The sequence below is a fragment of the Candidatus Vicinibacter affinis genome (genome assembly GCA_016714365.1).
GTDB classification, from domain to species: domain Bacteria; phylum Bacteroidota; class Bacteroidia; order Chitinophagales; family Saprospiraceae; genus Vicinibacter; species Vicinibacter affinis.
Genome location: JADJNH010000005.1, coordinates 1,783,031 through 1,802,555, shown reverse-complemented (window position 1 = coordinate 1,802,555; position 19,525 = coordinate 1,783,031). Strand labels below are relative to the sequence as shown.

17 protein-coding genes are annotated in these 19,525 nt (G+C 38.8%); 11 read left to right on the top strand and 6 right to left on the bottom strand.

Annotated features, from left to right (window positions below):
• Positions 1-123 precede the first annotated feature (123 nt).
• On the top strand, positions 124-537 hold the full coding sequence (locus IPJ53_07140; protein MBK7798868.1) for a DUF1801 domain-containing protein: 414 nt from the start codon (positions 124-126) through the stop codon (positions 535-537).
• Between the two features lie 157 nt (positions 538-694).
• A complete protein-coding gene (locus tag IPJ53_07135) occupies positions 695-1,966 on the top strand; it encodes a divalent metal cation transporter (protein MBK7798867.1) in 1,272 nt (423 codons plus the stop codon).
• A gap of 63 nt (positions 1,967-2,029) precedes the next feature.
• Here IPJ53_07135 and IPJ53_07130 read toward each other — a convergent pair whose 3' ends face one another.
• From IPJ53_07130 to tsaD, 3 genes are all read right to left on the bottom strand, one after another.
• Positions 2,030-2,254, bottom strand: coding sequence for a ferredoxin (locus IPJ53_07130; GenBank protein ID MBK7798866.1), 225 nt, complete (start codon positions 2,252-2,254; stop codon positions 2,030-2,032).
• On the bottom strand, positions 2,247-3,494 hold the full coding sequence (locus tag IPJ53_07125) for a U32 family peptidase (GenBank protein ID MBK7798865.1): 1,248 nt from the start codon (positions 3,492-3,494) through the stop codon (positions 2,247-2,249). The genes IPJ53_07130 and IPJ53_07125 overlap by 8 nt, the downstream gene beginning before the upstream one ends.
• 151 nt (positions 3,495-3,645) lie before the next feature.
• Positions 3,646-4,662, bottom strand: a complete 1,017-nt coding sequence (tsaD, locus tag IPJ53_07120; protein MBK7798864.1) for a tRNA (adenosine(37)-N6)-threonylcarbamoyltransferase complex transferase subunit TsaD — start codon at positions 4,660-4,662, stop codon at positions 3,646-3,648.
• A 66-nt stretch (positions 4,663-4,728) separates the two neighbouring features.
• Here tsaD and IPJ53_07115 point away from each other — a divergent pair, with 66 nt between their 5' ends.
• The 4 genes from IPJ53_07115 to IPJ53_07100 all read left to right on the top strand — a co-directional run bounded on the left by IPJ53_07115 (position 4,729) and on the right by IPJ53_07100 (position 8,994).
• Complete coding sequence (locus tag IPJ53_07115) at positions 4,729-5,355, top strand: DUF3822 family protein (protein ID MBK7798863.1); 627 nt, start codon at positions 4,729-4,731, stop codon at positions 5,353-5,355.
• A gap of 6 nt (positions 5,356-5,361) precedes the next feature.
• Positions 5,362-5,925 (top strand): RsmD family RNA methyltransferase, encoded by a 564-nt coding sequence (locus tag IPJ53_07110; protein MBK7798862.1) that lies wholly within the window; start codon positions 5,362-5,364, stop codon positions 5,923-5,925.
• Positions 5,926-6,049: 124 nt separating this feature from the next.
• A complete protein-coding gene (locus IPJ53_07105) occupies positions 6,050-8,065 on the top strand; it encodes a ComEC/Rec2 family competence protein (GenBank protein MBK7798861.1) in 2,016 nt (671 codons plus the stop codon).
• Positions 8,066-8,067: 2 nt separating this feature from the next.
• The gene (locus tag IPJ53_07100; protein ID MBK7798860.1) at positions 8,068-8,994 is read left to right on the top strand and encodes a helix-hairpin-helix domain-containing protein; all 927 of its coding nucleotides are present in this window, start codon (positions 8,068-8,070) and stop codon (positions 8,992-8,994) included.
• A 64-nt stretch (positions 8,995-9,058) separates the two neighbouring features.
• Here IPJ53_07100 and fbp read toward each other — a convergent pair whose 3' ends face one another.
• Complete coding sequence (gene fbp / locus IPJ53_07095; GenBank protein ID MBK7798859.1) at positions 9,059-10,039, bottom strand: class 1 fructose-bisphosphatase; 981 nt, start codon at positions 10,037-10,039, stop codon at positions 9,059-9,061.
• A gap of 228 nt (positions 10,040-10,267) precedes the next feature.
• On the opposite strand from fbp, the gene IPJ53_07090 reads away from it, so the two are divergent.
• Both IPJ53_07090 and IPJ53_07085 read left to right on the top strand, forming a co-directional pair.
• Complete coding sequence (locus IPJ53_07090; GenBank protein MBK7798858.1) at positions 10,268-12,061, top strand: ABC transporter ATP-binding protein; 1,794 nt, start codon at positions 10,268-10,270, stop codon at positions 12,059-12,061.
• A gap of 181 nt (positions 12,062-12,242) precedes the next feature.
• Entirely contained in the window at positions 12,243-12,578 is a 336-nt protein-coding gene (locus IPJ53_07085) for a DUF3276 family protein (GenBank protein ID MBK7798857.1), read from the top strand.
• Between the two features lie 98 nt (positions 12,579-12,676).
• Here IPJ53_07085 and IPJ53_07080 read toward each other — a convergent pair whose 3' ends face one another.
• On the bottom strand, positions 12,677-13,648 hold the full coding sequence (locus tag IPJ53_07080) for a hypothetical protein (protein MBK7798856.1): 972 nt from the start codon (positions 13,646-13,648) through the stop codon (positions 12,677-12,679).
• A 356-nt stretch (positions 13,649-14,004) separates the two neighbouring features.
• Here IPJ53_07080 and IPJ53_07075 point away from each other — a divergent pair, with 356 nt between their 5' ends.
• Entirely contained in the window at positions 14,005-16,530 is a 2,526-nt protein-coding gene (locus IPJ53_07075) for a cation-translocating P-type ATPase (protein ID MBK7798855.1), read from the top strand.
• Positions 16,531-16,615: 85 nt separating this feature from the next.
• On the opposite strand, the gene IPJ53_07070 is transcribed toward IPJ53_07075, so the two are convergent.
• A complete protein-coding gene (locus IPJ53_07070; protein ID MBK7798854.1) occupies positions 16,616-16,771 on the bottom strand; it encodes a lmo0937 family membrane protein in 156 nt (51 codons plus the stop codon).
• A gap of 380 nt (positions 16,772-17,151) precedes the next feature.
• On the opposite strand from IPJ53_07070, the gene IPJ53_07065 reads away from it, so the two are divergent.
• Together IPJ53_07065 and IPJ53_07060 are read left to right on the top strand one after the other, a co-directional pair.
• Positions 17,152-17,808 carry a TonB-dependent receptor plug domain-containing protein gene (locus IPJ53_07065; protein MBK7798853.1) on the top strand — a complete coding sequence of 219 codons (657 nt, stop codon included), beginning with the start codon at positions 17,152-17,154 and terminating at the stop codon, positions 17,806-17,808.
• The gene (locus tag IPJ53_07060; GenBank protein ID MBK7798852.1) at positions 17,775-19,511 is read left to right on the top strand and encodes a family 43 glycosylhydrolase; all 1,737 of its coding nucleotides are present in this window, start codon (positions 17,775-17,777) and stop codon (positions 19,509-19,511) included. The genes IPJ53_07065 and IPJ53_07060 overlap by 34 nt, the downstream gene beginning before the upstream one ends.
• Positions 19,512-19,525 lie beyond the last annotated feature (14 nt).

The window sequence follows — 19,525 nt, the reverse complement described above, 5'->3', positions numbered from 1 at the left end:
TAACACCCTATAATTTTACTTGTATAATGATATCTGTCGTTTTAATTAAAATTATAGCAGCTAATTAACTATTTTTACATCCGGAACAACCACCATTTATTCTACCAGATCATCCAAATAAAAGTGACTAAAACAAATATCAAAGAAGATCATGAAGGTGTAAGTGCACTCATTCAAAATCTGGATTCTTCAGTTGCTGAAGCTGTTTCTGAAATCAGACAAATTTTTTTAAGTACCGATCAGGAAATCGGCGAACAAATCAAATGGAACTCTCCAAGTTTCTTTTATAAAGGTACAATGAAAGATTTTAATCCTAAGGAATATAAACGCGACATCGCGGTCATCAATCTGAGAAAAGGCATACTTTTGATTTTTCCAACCGGCGCTTCCATCCATGATTCTACCGGTTTGTTGGAAGGAAATTATTCAGATGGAAGAAGGATGATTGGTTTCAAAGACAAGACGGATGTAATATTGAAAAAAGAAGGTCTGCGAAAAATAATCAATGAATGGTTGCTTAATGTTGAAAAATGTTAACTGCATGATCACCGCATCTAAATTAACTTTGAAATCATTTGAGCGCTCATTGATTTGTTTAATATTTTCAAATCTTTTACACCCTTTAATTTGTTGCTTTCTGTAGAAATCCATCAGATGGCAAATCAAAAAAAATCACTCAGAATAAAATCCAAGCATGAACACCGGAAAAAATAAATCCTCCAGGCTGCTGAAATTTTGGAAATTACTTGGACCTGGTTTGGTCACTGGTGCCAGTGATGATGATCCTTCAGGAATTGCCACCTATTCTCAGGCAGGTGCTGCATATGGCCTCTCTACTCTATGGACTGCAATACTTGCTTTTCCACTGATGGCGGCTATCCAACAAATGTGCGCGCGCATTGGCTTGGTCACCAGTCAGGGATTAACCGGCACGCTTAAAAAACATTATCCAAAGCCTGTCTTGTATTTGATGGTTTTATTTAGTTTTCCGGCGATTGTAATGAATATTGGTGCTGACATCGCCGGTATGGGGGCCGTCGGGAATATGTTGTTTCCACAGATTGATGCAACCTACTTTAGTGTGGTGTTTACGCTCTGTCTACTTGGTTTGATCATTTATTTACCCTATGGCAAAATAGCCTCCACCTTGAAATATTTGTGTATTGCCATGTTGGTTTACTTTATTGTACCCTTTCTATATAAGCAAGACTTTTCTCAAATACTTAAAGCCACGTTTATCCCCACTATAAAATTTGACAAAGAATTTGTTGCCATTCTTGTGGGAATCCTGGGCACCACTATTTCCCCATATCTGTTTTTCTGGCAGGCCTCTGTGGAAGTAGAGGAAATGAAAACCAGAAAAAAACATCTGGTGGTGAATAAAAAAATTATTCATGACATGAAGCAAGATGTTGATTTTGGAATGACATTTTCCGGCCTTGTCATGTACTTCATAATATTAACCACTGGCACAGTTCTTTTTCAAGGCGGTGTCCACCAAATCGACACGGTCGAACAAGCGGCTTTGGCTCTTAAACCACTTGCAGGTAATATGGCCTATTTGCTTTTTGCAATTGGTGTTATCGGTACAGGTCTCATTGCCATTCCGGTATTGAGTGGCTCTCTGTCTTACATATTTGCTGAAACATTTGGTTGGGAACAAGGCCTTGATAAAAAATTTCACGAAGCAAAAGCATTTTATCTAATCATTGCCTTGTCTCTTATCCTTGGACTGTCCTTAAATTACATTGGAATTTCCCCTATCAAGGCACTGATCTATACCGCCATTTTATACGGACTCACAGCGCCGGTATTAATCGCCATTATCTTGCATATTTCTAATAATAAGCAGATCATGGGGGTTTATGTAAATGGACGCACAACCAATATTTTAGGATTTACTGCATTGATCATCATGACCCTTGCCGCAGGACTATTGATCTACTTACAAATAACCGGAGTCTAACATTGTGTGGTAAAATAACTTTGATCACAAAAAGAGATTCAGACTCAATTATTGATACAGCTTTTATCGTATTACCTTAATGACTTTTACCGGACAATGAATGGCGGTTTCCTCAGACAAATCCACTTCCTTGATTCCAATTTCCAATACATAGGTTTGATTCTTTAATACCCCGTTCACTAAAGTAGCTTTGCCATCCTTTCTCGAAAGTCGCCAATATTCTGGTTGCATTTCAAAGCAAATATTGCAGCCTATGCATTTATCTCTGTAATGTATAATCTTAGGCATTTTCACTTACCACTTTGTATAATTTGTCTTGCGTCCTGATCTTTCTTTCAAAATAGAAGGTAATCTTATCGCCCCGATTTGCCTTGTTGTTGCGCACTCCATTTACCATCAATGGGTCTAAAACCACCTTATCGGCGCCTGTGTCCCGACCGATGATCATAACTGTTTCTCCCTCTTCAATGCTGCCTGATTCCAACATGAATTCGGCTACATGGATTTTTGGATAATACCTGGTAGCTTTGGCAACATAAACTTTTTTTTCAGTGGCAGCAGATCCAGGATTCTTAGTCCAGACTCCAAGTTTTCTTCCCAGATAATACCCTTCCCAAAATCCCCGATTGTACACTGCGTCTAATTCCTTTCGCCAACATTCTATGCGCTCCTCTTTGTATGTTCCTTCCAAAACCGAATCAATCGCTTCCCGGTAACATTTTGTAGTGGTGTATACATAATCTGCAGATTTTGTTCTACCCTCGATTTTAAATACATCAATTCCTGCACCAATGAGTTCGTCCATAAAATCAATGGTACATAAATCTTTTGGAGACATAATGTATTTATTGTCTATCAACAATTCATTACCGGTCTCCAGATCTGTAACTAAATAGGGTCGTCTGCAATTCTGTACGCAAGCTCCTCTATTTGCAGAGGCATTCATTTCGTGCAGACTTAAATAACATTTACCTGAAACTGCCATGCACAGTGCACCATGAATGAAAGTTTCTATTTTCATCAATTCTCCGGATTTCCCTTTAATTCCTCTCCGTTTAATTTCTTTTGTGATGCCTTCAATTTGTTTCAGGGTCAATTCTCTTGCCAAAACTATTACATCCGCCATTTGTGAAAAAAAAGCCACTGAATCAATGTTGCTGACATTTGCCTGGGTACTGATGTGCAGTGGCATTCCCTCTTCCCTGCAAATTTCGAACACTGCAAAATCTGAAGCAATGACCGCATCGATCCCTTCCTGAACGCAAGTTTTTACAATCTTTCTGGCCAATTGCATGTCATAATCATAGATCACCGTATTTAGGGTAAGATTGGCTTTTATTTGAGCAGCCTTGCAAACAGCAGCCACCTCTTTGATGTCGTCTATGGTAAAAGGAGGAATAGATTTGGTGCGCATGTTGAGTTGTTCTACACCAAAATAAATCGCATCTGCTCCTCCCCGTATAGCGGCATGCAAAGACTCAAAAGATCCAGCAGGTGAAAGTAACTCTGGTTTTTTGGGGTTTGTCATGAATCAGTTTTTGTAAAATCGAACTGCAAAATTAGTCCTAAATTATAAGCACTTTTTGGAAATTTTAATTTAAAATGAAGAATATGGGATACTGCACTTTTTCCTTTCAAACTAAGTTGTTTCTATATTTTTTTTTTACAATGATATCCGTTCATGTTCCAATAGGCATCCTTGCCAGCGGTTCGATATCGTCCTCCGCAAATAAACCTTTCTTCCACTTTTGAAATCCACCCATCGCAATCATGGCGGCATTGTCGGTACAATATTCCATCTTTGGCATAAACACCTCCCAGCTGTGTTTTTGTGCAAGTGCATGAAGCTTTTCACGTAGACCGCTGTTGGCAGAAACTCCTCCTGCGATTCCAATTCTTTTTATACCGTTTTGTTCGGATGCCTTTACCAATTGATGACAAAGAATTTCTACAATGGTATACTGGATGGAGGCGCACAAATCATTTAGATGGTCCGTAATAAAATGTGGGTCTTCCTTCAGTCTATCCTTTAAGAAGTACAACACCGAAGTTTTTAATCCTGAAAAACTGTAGTCAAGACCTTTCATCTTAGAAATTGGAAATTTAAAAATTGGTTTCCCTATACGGGCCAGTTTATCCATCTCCGGACCTGCCGGATAACCCAGACCAAGCAACTTTCCCGTTTTGTCAAAGGCCTCTCCTGCCGCATCATCCAAAGTGTGGCCGATTACTTCCAATCGGTCGTAATCACGGACGATCACCAACTGTGTATGTCCCCCGGATACCGTCAAACATAAAAAAGGAAATTCAGGTTTGGGCTCCTCTATCAGAAGTGAGAGCACATGAGCCTCCAAATGATTGACAAGCATCAAGGGAATATCCAGGCTGTAAGACAATCCCTTGGCAAAACACAGACCTACCACCAAAGACCCCATTAAACCTGGCCCTCGGGTTACGGCAATTCCATCCAAATCCTGAAGGCTACATTTTGCAGTCAACAAGGCTTCTTCCATCACCGGCACCACAGCTTCCATGTGTTTTCTGGAGGCCCATTCAGGAATTACGCCTCCATATTTCGCATGAATAGTTTGGTTGTAAGTAACATTGGATGCCACCTTTCCGTCCACTAAAACTGCCATGGAAGTGTCGTCACAGGAACTCTCGATACCCAGTAAAATGACTGCTTTCTTTTCCAAAATTTGATCTACCTTGCGCAAAATTAGTCATTAAGACACAGCATTTATAGCGCATATTCTCTTCGCATGTTAGGACTTGTCAATCAGGATAGTATATATTTAGTTTCTAAACTTGGGTCCATCCAACTTAAGCCCGTGGATAAAGAAGAACTCATCGAATCTAAAAAATGGGTTTCGGCTATATCCATCAGCAGAAAATTTATGCTTAGACCAGCCGGCTTCGCGCAGGAACTTGTGTCTCTTCCATTTCCTGTTTTTCCCTCTGAACAATTGGAATCTCAGGATGATAAACCATTGCCATACGCAACGGATTTTACCCTAAAAAATCGATTCAAACCGGCATTCCTGGACATACGTCATATTTCGGGCTACCTGAATGAAATCTCTTTGGATGCTCAATGTACTGACAGGACCTGTACCTTTATTGCCATCCTCGCCAATACAGCGGTGGTAATTGTAAAACGGCTGGAAGATTTTCTGTATTTCAATATTTTTGAATTTGAGGAGTCCCCGGAACTGTTGTATTACATTGCCGCTGTTTTTGAGCAATTAAATCTGGACCGAGAAAATGCCAGATTGGTCATGATGGGTGAAATCAGAGAAGGTTCTCAACTGTACAACCAATTTAAAATTTATTTCAGAAACCTGCATGTGGACGAATCCAATTTCTTTTCCCGTTTTTCTTCCAATTAATCAAAAATGAGAATTTCCGGCGGCAGCCTGAGAGGTAGAACCTTTTATCCACCGGCCAACAACTGGCCTACAAGGCCCACTACTGATATTTCAAGAACAGCCCTGTTCAACATATTGAACAATCTCATAGACTTTGAAGAAGTCCGGATGCTGGACCTTTTCGGAGGCACCGGTGCCCATTCCTATGAAATGGTTTCTCGTGGATGCAAGGATGTGACTTATGTCGATAAATTTATTCCGGCAACAAAATTTGTTCAGCAAAAAATTAAAGATTTTAAAATTGAAGGTCTTATCAAAATCGTTCACAGTGATTATCTGATTTATATTAGAACCAGCACGCTCCAATATGATTATATATTTGCGGGACCTCCTTATGGGCTGGAAAAATTAAATCAGATTCCGGATCAAATATTTGCTTCAAACATCCTTGCCACCGATGGCTTATTCATTTTGGAACACAATCCTGAACACGACTTTACAAAGCATCCTCGATTTTGGCAACAAAGAAATTATGGTCAGACGATTTTCAGTTTCTTCAGGTTTGATTTAATAAAGGAAGAGGAAGAATAATCCACAGTAGATATCGAATTTGAGTTCATCATAAATTTTATAGAGAATCCATAAATTTATTTGATTTATTTCCTCACTTCAATTATTTTTGTTCCAACATTAAGAGAAAATTTCTGATTACGCTATGATCAGAGCCCTGTTAGCACAACCTTTTCTGTATGTGACGGTATGGCTTGCCATTTGTCTGCAGATTCCGATGGAGTATGTACCCATGTTCCTGCTGTCCGTGTTATTGGCATTTTCAGGAATATACTGGTATGTCAGAATAAAATCAGGGACTGCCTTGAATGGCTATTTGTTTTTAATTCCACTGAGCCTGGTCTTTGCATTAAGAACCTATACACACCAGTTAGAAGACCATCCGGATGATGTACCTAAAAGTCTTACCCTGGAAAATCAACCGGGATTGATTGAGGGAATCGAAACTTCAGACAGTGTGATTCATCTTAATTTAAATTTCATCCAATCCAACAAAAAATATCATGCAAGAATTAAAATTGCATCCGACCAATACCCCTATCCGCTGCTTCCCGGAGACAGTATTTATTTTTCTGGACAATTAGTACGACCTTCTCCTGCATTTGAATTTGATCCATTTGACTATGCAGAATACCTGGAACAAAAACACATTCAGTTCCTCAATAGAAATGAAGTTAAAATTCATGGTCAAAATAGATCATCCAATTTCAACATCCGGAAGTTGGCACATCAGGCAAAAACGAAAATCTGTCATTCACTGTTGAGCAATGTTGAACAAAAAGAATACGGCGGTTTGTTGATAGCCATTCTGGTGGGCGATAAAGGATTGGTCAGCGACCGAATAAAAAATCAATTCATTGCCACAGGGACCGCTCACATTCTGGCAGTGTCCGGAATGCATCTGGGGATGCTTTATGCAATGCTTACATTTTTGATGTCAATCATTTCAACACATTTTTTGCTCGCCAAAAAATCACAAACTTTCATCATACTCATTTTAATTTGGTTTTTTGCAATCATCACAGGACTCAGCCCTGCAATCTTAAGAGCCGCTGTGATGTTCAGTCTGTTGGAATTCGGGATTTATCTAAGACGTAAATCTCATGGGATCAACATACTTTTCGGGACCGCTTTTTTGATGATCTTCCATAATCCCTGCATTTTAAAAGATATAGGATTTCAATTATCATTCATGGCCGTTCTCAGCATCATGCTCTTCCAAGCGCCGATCAATAAACTCATGCGTAACTCAAATAAAATTTTGAATTACCTCTCAGAAATTATTGCGGTGAGTCTGGCCGTACAATTTCTCATTACACCCATCAGCAGTTTTTATTTTGGAAGCTTCCCTACTTACTTTTTATTGACCAACCTGGTTTGGGTACCTCTCTCATTTATTCTCATGATATTGGGGATAATAGTCCTGATCACCTGTTCCTTTTATTTACCTCTGAGCCATTTGATGGGTAGTTGTTGTGCCTGGAGTATACAAGCAGGATTACATTTCTTTGATCAAGTTGAAAAATGGCCCATTTATAAAATTGACCAATTGATGATTTATCCGGAACAACTGGTATTTATTTATTCAGCTTTCTTTTGCATTTTCCTTTGGCTGAAATTTAATTACAGATCCATGATGTTTGCCGCCCTCCTTTTTTTACTATCTTTTGCAATAGTCTATCCCATGAGAATATGGAAATTCAGCAAGGAATCTGAGCTGGTACTTTATTCGAAAAACAAGGAAAGTGTAATGGATATCAGAACCGGACTCAAGGTCTTTTCCTTCGTCCAAGAAAATCAATCAATTCCGGTCTTAAATTATTATCATCAGTATCATCAGATCAAGGAAAGAGAAATCATAAGAATGGATGAAAATATGGCTTATCACTTCAAGACCTTAGATCTGAATTCAGACAGCATTTCATGGTGCATAAATCTAAATGGCTTCAATGATGGTTTAGAAAAATGTACAAAAAAAATGTTACTGGTAAGAAATTTAATAAAATTAGACAGCTGCATGATTTTAGATCATCAACCGGACTTGGTTGTATTGTGCAAACAAAATCGAACAGCAATAATTAATCAGCTTACCCACTTCTTATCCAATGAAAACATACCATTTGTGGATATGAGAACTGGAACTCAGTTAATAAAATTTTAAAGATGAGAAAACCATCTTCAGCAAATCTCTACCTCTCCCAAAAAGAAAGACTTGGGCTTTCCTTACTGATGCTTACTTTGGTTGTTTTTATCATGGTGCCCTACCTCTGGCGCCCAAAAATAAATTTTGCTGAACTCAGCAGCTTACCAAAAGTAGCTCCCATAATAAAAAAATCTTTTACAAAGAATTCGCATCCTCCGGAATCAAAACCCGAAAAGCCTTCTCCTGGTGAGTTGAAATCAAAAAATAAAATCACTTCAGAGGTAATTGAACTTTTTTATTTTGATCCAAATAATTTAAATGAATCAGCGTCAAAAAAATTGGGAATTTCCCCAAAAGCATATAACAATTTACAAAAATATCTGAAGGCTGGAGGAAAGATTAAAAAGGCAGATGATCTCCAAAAAATTTACGGGATGGATGCTGAACTCCTTCAAAAATTAAGACCCTACCTCAAAATCCCGGAAACCAAAACAAGATCAGGTGAAGAAGGCCATCCCACAACAAATTCACTCCCTTTCACTAAAAAAATTGAACCATTTGAAATCAATAAAGCAACCTGCGAAGAATGGAAATCGCTTCCCGGCATTGGGGATAAATTATCTGCGCGCATTCTAAAATATAAATCTGCATTAGGGGGATTTATACATAAAAGTCAAGTATGTGAAGTCTATGGAATCGACGACAGTCTGTGTACAGCGATCTCCAGATATCTGGATTGCTCACCTTCTTTGGTCAAAATAAAAATCAATTCTGTGGACTTGGATGAACTTGAAATTCATCCATATTTAAATCACAAACAAGCAGAATTTATCATTAATTACCGAAGGCAACATCAGAAAATTAAAGATTTAAAAGAATTGGAGTCTACTGGTTTTTTCAAAAAAGATGAACTCAATAAAATTGAACCTTATCTCGACTTCCAATAAAAAAGTCTACAAAAAAAAAACGGGTGTATCTAAGTGTAAAAAAAGTTAAACGCTATCTCAGCTATTATAATTTCTCCAAAACTTCTTGAACATTTTTGGGAGATCCTATAATAATGGAACTTCTTTGATGCAGTTCATGAACTGGAATTTCCATAATTCTTTGCTTTTCCTCATTTACACTAACGCCGCCTGCTTGCTCTACCACATAACTCAATGGATTGCATTCATACAATATTCTTAATTTGCCCTGAGGATTTTTCTTGGTCAAAGGATATAAGAAAACGCCACCCAAACAAATGGTACGATGAACATCTGCGACCATTGATCCTATGTACCTCAGCATATAATTTTTTTCAGCGCAGTCGTCGAGATAGGCCTTAATTCCGGAATTAAACTGTTTATAGTAACCCTGATTGATGGAATATTGTGTGCCGTAATCCGGAATTTTCATTTGAGGGTGGCTGAGACAAAACTCACCTACACCACGATCGTACGTAAACCCATTCACTCCATCACCATACGTGTAGACCATCATGGTGGAAGTGCCATATAGTACATATCCGGAAGCTACCAGCTCTGTGCCCTTCTGACAAAAATCACCTAGAATTAAAGGACCTCTTTCGTTGGTTACCCTCCTGTAAATACCAAAAATAGTCCCAACCGATATATTCACATCAATATTGGAGGAGCCATCCAAAGGATCAATGACCACCACATAATTGGATGAACCCGGCCTGACGTTGTCAAAAGATATAAAGTCTTCCAACTCTTCCGAAGCAACTCCTGCACAAATGCCGGAATTTCGAAGATATTCTATCATCAGATCATTGGCAAACACATCTAATTTTTGGACGGCATCGCCTGAGGTATTAATGTTGCCCTCTACACCCAAGATATCCATCAATCCGGCTTTATTGACAACCCTGTTGACAATCTTTGCAGCAATCCCAAGATGACGCAGCAATCCTGAAAACTCTCCACTCGAATCAGAAAAATTTTGTTGACTCTGAACGATAAATTCATCCAGGGTATTTCGCCTAAACATACTGATGTTATTCACTTTGATCGCAATTTTGATGCAAAGATAGCAGAAGCAGCCAAGTCTTGCAGCCCAATTTTATAGGAACTCATAACCTTAAGTTCCAACCGGATGTTAAATTGAAGGGTAACCGGATTAACAAAGTATCACTCATTATCAGGAAGTTAGATCCTTCCTTATTTTCACGACTTACATAGAGGAGTTGCTTACCTTTACCTCCTAATTGCTTCCATATTGAAACATCTTTTTACACTCAATAAGCTGATACTAAAATATAAAAGCAAGCTCCTATCAGGCATTCTGTTTATTTCACTTTCCAATATTTTTAGAATTTTTCAACCCCAAGCCATACGGGAGGCGCTGGATGAAATTGTTACTTTTGTCAAACTCAATCCTGACCAACGAAATGGTGAAGAATTGGTCAACAACCTCATGTTTTTTGGCCTGATAGTTCTTGGCTGTGCACTCATGATGGGCATTTTTATGTATTTCATGCGGCAGACCATCATTGTGATGTCCCGCCTGATAGAATACGATCAGCGCAAAGAGATTTTTGAACACTATCTATCTTTAGATGCGGGTTTTTACAAGCAATTCAAAATCGGAGACGTGATGTCCAGAATCAGTGAGGACGTGAACAAAGTAAGGATGTATCTGGGGCCTGCTTTCTTGTATGGATTCAATCTGATTACCCTTTTCATCATTGTAATTTTTACGATGTTCAAAGTCAACTTCTGGCTTTCTGTTTACACCTTATTGCCTTTACCATTGCTCAGTTTCATCATTTACAAAGTCAGCAATTTGATCAATAAAAGATCGGAAAAAATCCAGAAACAATTGGCCCGATTGACCAGTATGGCTCAGGAAGCATTCAGCGGTATCAGAATAATAAAATCATTTCACCGGGAAGAAAACTGGACACAAAAATTTGAACGTGAAAGCAATCGTTATAAAGATTTGTCTTTAGAATTAAACCGGGTGGAGTCCTTGTTCTTTCCCTCCATGTTCCTGTTGATTGGGCTCAGTACTTTAATCACCATTTACGTGGGAGGACTCGATGTATTTAAGGGAACCGTAACCCCCGGCAACATTGCAGAATTCGTCATTTACATCAACATGCTCACCTGGCCGGTTTCCGCAATCGGTTGGTGCGCTTCCATCATCCAGCAAGCAGAAGCCTCCCAAAAAAGAATAAATGAATTTTTAAATGTTGCACCGGAAATACATTCCAATTCAGAACCGGATGAATTTCCGGATAAATTTGATATCAGTTTTGACCATGTTTCATTTCATTATCCGGAGAATGAAGTGGATGCGCTCAAAGAAATTAATTTTAAGCTTCCACAAGGAAAACATGTGGCCATTATCGGCAAAACTGCCTCAGGAAAATCGACGATTGCAGAATTATTGCTCAGGATGTATGATCCAAACTCCGGTTCCATCAGCATTGGTGGAATAGATATCAAAAACCTGGACTTGTACCAATTAAGAAAATCCATTGCTTACGTCCCACAAGATGTTTTTCTTTTTTCTGATACCATTGCTGCAAATATTCTTTTTGGCGAAGAAGGAGAACCTGATACCAGATCGGGTAGAGTGCAAAGAGTCAGTGAAGCAGCTGCCATCAAAAATGAAATCGAGAGCTTCCCCGAGCAATACCAGACCATCATGGGGGAAAGAGGCGTCACTCTTTCAGGAGGTCAGAAACAAAGAATAAGTCTTGCCAGAGCTTTGATGAAACCTGCGTCTATCTTCATTCTGGATGATTGTTTGTCAGCAGTTGATGCGCATACAGAGGAACACATTCTTAAAGAACTGCATCAAGAACTTCAAAACAAAAGTCTTCTCCTCATTACCCATCGCTTAAGTCAAACCAAAGAAATGGATGAAATCCTGGTAATGGATCACCATAGAATTGTGGAAAGGGGAAGTTTTGATCAGCTAATTGAGTCGAAAGGGCTGTTCTGGAAAATGTATCAGACAGAAATTGCCGGAAGAAATGAAGACTATTTGCTGTCCGTACGATAATCGCTATTAAAAAGTTAAATAATTAATTTAAAGACACATATACATTAAATTAATGTTATATATAATGAATTATTGAAAGCAGATTATTCCAATTAATTCCGCACAATTCCTGTTCAGATAAAAAACAGATTAGGATTTTAGGATTTTGTGTTTAAATTTATGACCAAATAAATAAAGAGCCGTGGAAAAAGATCGACAACAGGACATTGTCTACTCAAACAAAATGCGAGCAGGTAAGAGGAGGACTTATTTTTTTGACATCCGCAAAACTAAAGGGGAAGACTTTTATGTGTCCATCACAGAAAGTACCAAGAAGTTCAATGGAGACGGCTTTGAGCGTCACAAGATTTTTATTTACAAGGAAGACTTTAACAGATTTGTGCAATCCCTGCAAGACACTGTAAATGAAATAAAAACCAAATACCTTCCGGATTTTGATTACGATTCTTTTGCAAAGAGAGAGGAAGAAAACGGTGAAGGTTTTACAGAAAAAAAAGAGGACGATCTGAGCTGGTAAGTTCTCATGTAGATTTTAGGGATGCTGGCCCTATCTAATTAATCTCTTTTAAATTAAATCTTTCCTTAGCGATCCAGTTGATCACAGATTTTAATTTATCAACAGATGATCTGATTGATTTCGCCTGCCACTTCAAGTCCTGCATTTCTTCCGTTGTCATGCAGTATTACCAATTTACTTTTCTTTTCAGTAATCTTCACTTCAAGTATTGACGTCATGCTTTCTTCAATTCTACCATCCATCATACCTTGGATGGGAGACGCAAGTATAGTTGCTTCACCACGAGTCGCCAAGAGTTCAAAAATGTACTTCCGACTGTGTAGCACCATCTCCAATTTTTTTTCTGATATAGCCAACTTAACCAACGCAGATCCATTATAAGTTGTAAATCTGATCAGTCTGTCACCAAGCCATACACCTGCAATAAATCCGACAAAAGAATTGCGAATCCATGGAATATTTGCCACCGAAGCTTTTACCGATATTCCCGGAGTGGAAAAGTGATTGGATTGCATCCACACATAAGCACTCGGAAAAGACCTTCCCCAATCTTTTTCAATGTATCCCCTGCCTCCATTAAAATCAATTATTTTATCCCCTACGTGCAAGACCCCCTCTATCGAATGATCCATGCTCACTATTCCATGATAACATTCCATAAATGGAACAAAAGCATAAGGCCCCATAATTCCTGGAGAATAAATTGGTTTTGGCCAGGCTACCCTGTTTTCAAATCGCAATTCTCCGTTTATACCTGGTAATTTTAAAATAATCCTTTGATCGGAAAATATATTTTCTCCAATCGCAATTTTAAATTCTTTTGAAGAAGGTATAAATTCTTCAATGGCAAAACGGTGATAAGTGGAACTGTGATTTTTTCCATCCAGCACTTGTATAAAGGCATGACCATTGCCCTCTTCATCCATGGCAATTCCCGGAATGATCGCAAAAGCAAATCGTTCAGTAGCATCGACCACTTTAAAGTACCAGCCTTCAAAATACTTTTTATCTTTTCCCCAACCCTGAAAACGCTCCGGATTAAAAAAGCATTGAATTTTTTTAATCAACATTTATTTTAATTCTCCATCATGATGAATCCTCTTATCAGGCACAAATTAATAATTTATAAGCGCTCTCAGGGGATTATTATAATTCATTTTACAAAAGTAGCGCAATCATAAAATGAGCGTTCGTTGGTAAATAATTATAACATACATTTATTTTCCTGCATTTTTCTGTGTAAGATTAATATCTCAATAAATTAGAACAGGTTTTGAGCGGAAGCATTTATCACATGTGTAAAACGATGTCATATAATGGCGATTCAGTAAATTTAAAAAAAAGCCCCAATCTGAATCAATGTCGTGTTTGATAATGATCCCGTATTTTATCAATAAAAGCTTTAACTTCGGGGATTGAGATAAGTATGGATCATAACGGTTTAAACACTTCTGCCGCCAGAGAAAATCTAATTCGGCATGGATATAATGAGTTGCCCTCCGCAAAGCCTAAGAGCTTATGGCTTATTGCACTTGAAGTTATGAAGGAGCCTATGTTTGCTCTTTTAATTGGGTGCGGGATCTTGTATATGATTTTGGGTGATTACCGGGAAGGAATTATCTTGTTATCGTCCATCTTAATTATCATTTTCATCACTTTCTACCAATATCAGAAGACTGAGAAAGCATTGGAAGCCTTGAAAAGTCTGGCTTCTCCGAGAGCCCTGGTCATCCGTGACGGACAAAGAATCAGAATTCCGGGGAGAGAAGTGGTTCCCGGCGACTTATTAGTCCTCAACGAGGGAGACAGGATCGCAGCTGATGCAAACCTAATAGAAGAAAACAATCTGCATGCCGATGAATCACTTCTTACAGGAGAGTCTATACCTGTCCGCAAAACGATACAATCCGAAAAAAATAACCATGAGGGGGTTGTATTCAGTGGAAGCCTGGTCGTAAGGGGGACTGCGATTGTGGAAGTGTTTGCAACCGGGCCAAACACTTCGTTTGGTAAAATTGGATCTGCCCTAACAGGAATTGTGCAAGAACAAACCAGGCTTCAGAAAGAAATGAAAGCTCTGATTCGCACTCTCTTTTTCGTAGGAGGAATTATTAGTCTGGCTGTGATCATTGCTTATTATTTCACGAAGGGAGATTTGATTTACGCGTTGCTTACAGGTCTTGCTTCTGCAATGGCCATTCTGCCCGAAGAATTTCCGGTCGTTATGACCATTTTTTTAGCCTTGGGCGCCTGGAGACTTTCCCAAAAAAAAGTCTTAACCCGAAATCCTTCTGCCATCGAATCTCTGGGATCTGCAACCGTCCTGTGCAGCGATAAGACCGGGACCATCACCCAGAATAAAATGGAAGTCACCGCTATTTATGACGGTAACAGGATCATGCATAAAAATATTTTTCACGACAACCATTTACAACTAAGAGAATTACTTTACTCAGGCTTCAAAGCATCCATTCCTGATTCTATTGACCCTACCGAATTTGCCATCATCAATGTTTTTAAGGAAATAAATAAGGAACCACCACAAGAACTTACCTTGATTAAAGAATATCCGTTTAGCAGAAACTTGATGGCAACCACCAGAGTGATGAAAGATGAATCAGGTCATGTCAGCATTTCTGTAAAAGGAGCACCGGAAACAGTCCTCGACTTATGCAAAATTTCTGCTCAGGATAAAACAAAACATTTAAATGCTTTACACCAACTTGCAGCACAAGGATATCGGGTACTTGCAATAGCACACCTTAAAAATGCTTCCCCGGATCTTCCGGAAACTCAGATGGGATTTCATTTTCATTTTCTTGGATTCCTTGGATTGGAAGATCCTGTGAGACCGGAAGTTCGTCAGGCAATACAAGAAAGCTACGCAGCTGGTGTCAAGGTCATAATGATCACCGGTGATTATCCGGTTACTGCAAAAAGTATTGGTAAACAAATCGGTTTACACAAGGATGGTAAAATAATGACCGGAGAAGAACTTGGTCAAATGAATGACGAAAAGCTTAAAGAAAAAATTGAAGAAGTCAACATTTTTGCCAGGGTGATCCCGGAACAAAAATTGCGCATTGTAAAAGCACTTCAGCAAAACCATGAGATTGTTGCAATGACAGGAGACGGCGTGAATGATGCCCCTGCCTTGAAAGCTGCCAATATAGGTATCGCCATGGGTGGGAAAGGCACAGACGTAGCAAGGGAAGCCTCTTCTCTGGTTTTATTGGATGACAACTTTGCCTCGATTGTTGCGGCGATACGTTCCGGCAGAAGGATATTTGATAATTTACAAAAAGCTATGTCTTACATCATTGCCATTCACATCCCCATTATAGGGTTAAGCCTGATCCCTGCATTCATATCTTCCATTCCTACCATTTTGATGCCCCTGCATATCGTATTTATGGAATTGATCATTGATCCGGTTTGTTCCATAGCATTCGAATCCGAGGCAGAAGAAAAAGAAATCATGCACCGGCCTCCCAGAAAAACCAATAAAAAATTCTTCGGTACGAGCCAGATGATGTTCAGCATTCTTCAGGGACTCATCTTACTGGCGATGGTGCTGGTGATTTATTTTATGTCTGTTGAAGAGGGACACTCTCAAGGTGAAGTAAGAGCCATTACTTTCTCCGCTTTAATTGTGGGAAACATTTTCCTTATTCTCAACAACCTTTCCAAAACACGAAGTTTCCTATCTGTTTTCATCAACCAAAACAAAGCAGCCATTTTCATTCTGCTTGCCGCTGTCTCTCTATTGATGCTCACCATAACCGTTCCTTACCTACAGACACTTTTTGGTTTTGAATTTCCTGGTTATGCCCACTTCAAAACTTCCATCATAGCCTCTCTAATCATGTTGGCAATATTGGAAGCCATTAAGTTTATCAGAATTTGGACAAGAAGCGTCAGTGAACTCCCTTTTCAGAATAAAACTATCTGATGATTGATTGGCACTTTAAAAAGCAAATACCAAACCCAGCCTAATTTTACAGAAGACTCAACAATTGTTTAATGCAAATTATTAACTACAGTACTTTCCCGCCTTGAATTACTCGTAGGATGATTGCAATTAAAGCTATCACCAATAAAATATGCAACAATCCGCCTGCATGGAAAACAAAAAATCCCAAGGCCCAGCCAATAATTAATATTACTGCTATTAGATAAAGTAAATTTCCCATTTTTTTAAAGTTTAGGTTTACAAATTAAGAATGTTGTGAATGTACCTAATTTTTATGAAAAAATCAATATTATTCCATCAATATCCAAAAATATTACAACATCCTGACAGAAAGATGTAACATATTGGATTTATCCCTTCATATTCACTACAACTGCAGCAATTGATTTGTTAACCCTTTAATAAATCGTTTCATCCATCAGCTCTTCATGAAATTTTTGCAGAGGACCCAATGCCAAAAAAATTAGGTTGACTTTGAATTATTGTTGGACACACCGATGAAGTAAAACAAAAATTTCAATAAACAGCATAAAAAAAACTTTTTCGGCTTAATGCATTAACTTAGCCATTCTAATAAAGTTAAATTTAACTTGAATGCGAATGAAAAAATTTCAATTCCTGCCTTTCCTTATTATTAGTTGGATGGTAGTATACAATGTATTTTCCCAGACAACAATTGCCTCCTTAAAGGGATCTGTTACCGGAACTTCGCAAGAAAAATTACCTTATGCCACCATAGCTGTAAAAGGAACTACACAAGGTACGTTGACTGACGAATTGGGTAATTTCACTTTGGAAGTTGAGCTTCCCTGCGTATTAAAAATCAGCATGACCGGTTACCTTACCCTGGAAAAAGAAATCCGCGAAACCGGAACCTATGATTTTAATCTTGTAGAGGATTCGAAATTATTAGAACAAGTGGTCGTCATAGGATATGGAACTACAAAAAAATCTGATCTCACAGGGTCTTCTTCCACCATCAAGGCAGCTGACATTCGAAACATTCCGGCATTGACTGCAACTCAGGCCATACAAGGAAAAGTTGCTGGTGTAAGTATTATCAATTCGGGTGCACCCGGTTCCAGTCCAAAAGTAAGAATTCGTGGAGTGGGTTCGATTCTGGGAGGTGCGGATCCACTTTATGTTGTGGATGGCGTAATTACTACAGACATTCGAAATATCAATTCAAATGACATTGCAACCATAGATGTCTTAAAAGATGCATCTTCTACTGCCTCATACTCACCTTCTGCATAATTTCCCAGCAATGGAATTACGCTCAGAGAAAAACATATTGCAATCCTCTGAACCTGGATTACGGATACACCCCCATTCCTAATTTTACCAATTGGGGAAAACATCGTGCTACGGCAGACCCCGTGATCGTTAATTACAAGGGAACTTATTTTTTATTCAGTACCAATCAATGGGGCTATTGGTGGAGTGATGATCTTGCGAAATGGAATTTTTTATCAAGAAAATTTCTGCGCCCCTGGAATCAATCCTACGATGAACTTTGTGCACCCGGAGTAGGAATCATAGGTGACACGATGATTGTTTTTGGTTCAACCTATAACAGCAATTTCACTCTTTGGATGAGCACCGATCCCAAGAAAAATGAATGGAAACCTTTAGTGGATAGTTTTGAAATCGGAGGATGGGATCCAGCTTTTTTTACAGATGACGACGGTAGATTTTACATGTACAATGGAAGCAGCAACCGATGGCCTTTATATGGCATTGAATTGGACCGCAAAACTTTTAAACCAGTGGGCACCAGAAAAGAATTATACTTTTTGGAGTCCTGGAGATATGGCTGGCAAAGATTTGGAGAACATCAGGACAATACATTTTTGGATCCATTCATAGAGGGAGCTTTCATCACCAAACACAACGGCAAATATTATCTCCAGTATGGTGCACCGGGAACTGAATTCAGCGGATACGCAGATGGAGTTGCCGTGGGCAATGAACCATTAGGTTGGTTTGCCAGCCAATCTGACCCTCTGAGTATGAAATCAGGCGGTTTTACAAGAGGTGCGGGACACGGTGCAACTTTTAAAGATAATTTCAATAATTACTGGCATACATCCACCATTGCCATCGCTGTTAAAAATAATTTTGAACGCCGTATCGGACTATGGCCGGCAGGTTTTGATCAGGATGATGTCATGTTTTGCAACACATCTTTCGGAGACTATCCTCATTACATACCCTCATACGAAAGTCAAAATCGGGATGATCTTTTTACCGGTTGGATGTTGCTTAATTACCAGAAACCTGTTCAGGTCTCGAGCACCTTGGGTGCACACTATTCTAATTTTGCGGTTGATGAAAATATAAAAACGTATTGGAGTGCCAGAACTGATCAACCAGGAGAATGGATCAGTTCAGACCTTAGTTCTGTATCTGAAATTTTCGCCATCCAAATAAACTATGCTGATCAGGATGCAGAATATCTTGGAAAATCATCCGGAGTTTTTCATCAATACATCATTTATGGTTCTATCGATGGTAAAAAGTGGGAAATCATGGCAGACAAAAGAAATAATCATGAAGATGTTCCGCACGATTATATCCCACTCTCCCTCCCAAAAAAATACCGCTATGTAAAACTTGAAAATATTAAAATGCCCACCGGTAAATTTGCCATCAGCGGATTCAGAATTTTTGGACATGGTGGGATGGATAAACCTGATCCAGTTAAGAATTTTATGGTCTTAAGAACAGAAAAGGACAAACGCTCCGCATGGTTAAAATGGAATCCGGTAAACAATGCATACGCATACCAAATTTATTACGGTACTGCTCCTGATAAAAAATACAGTTCCATTATGGTCTACGATCAAAATGAATATTGGCTTAAAACACTGGATGCACTTAAAACTTATTACTTCAGCATTGAAGCCATAAATGAATCCGGGACATCTCAGCAGCACCCGGTGGTTAAATCTGAATAAATAAATGCACCCAT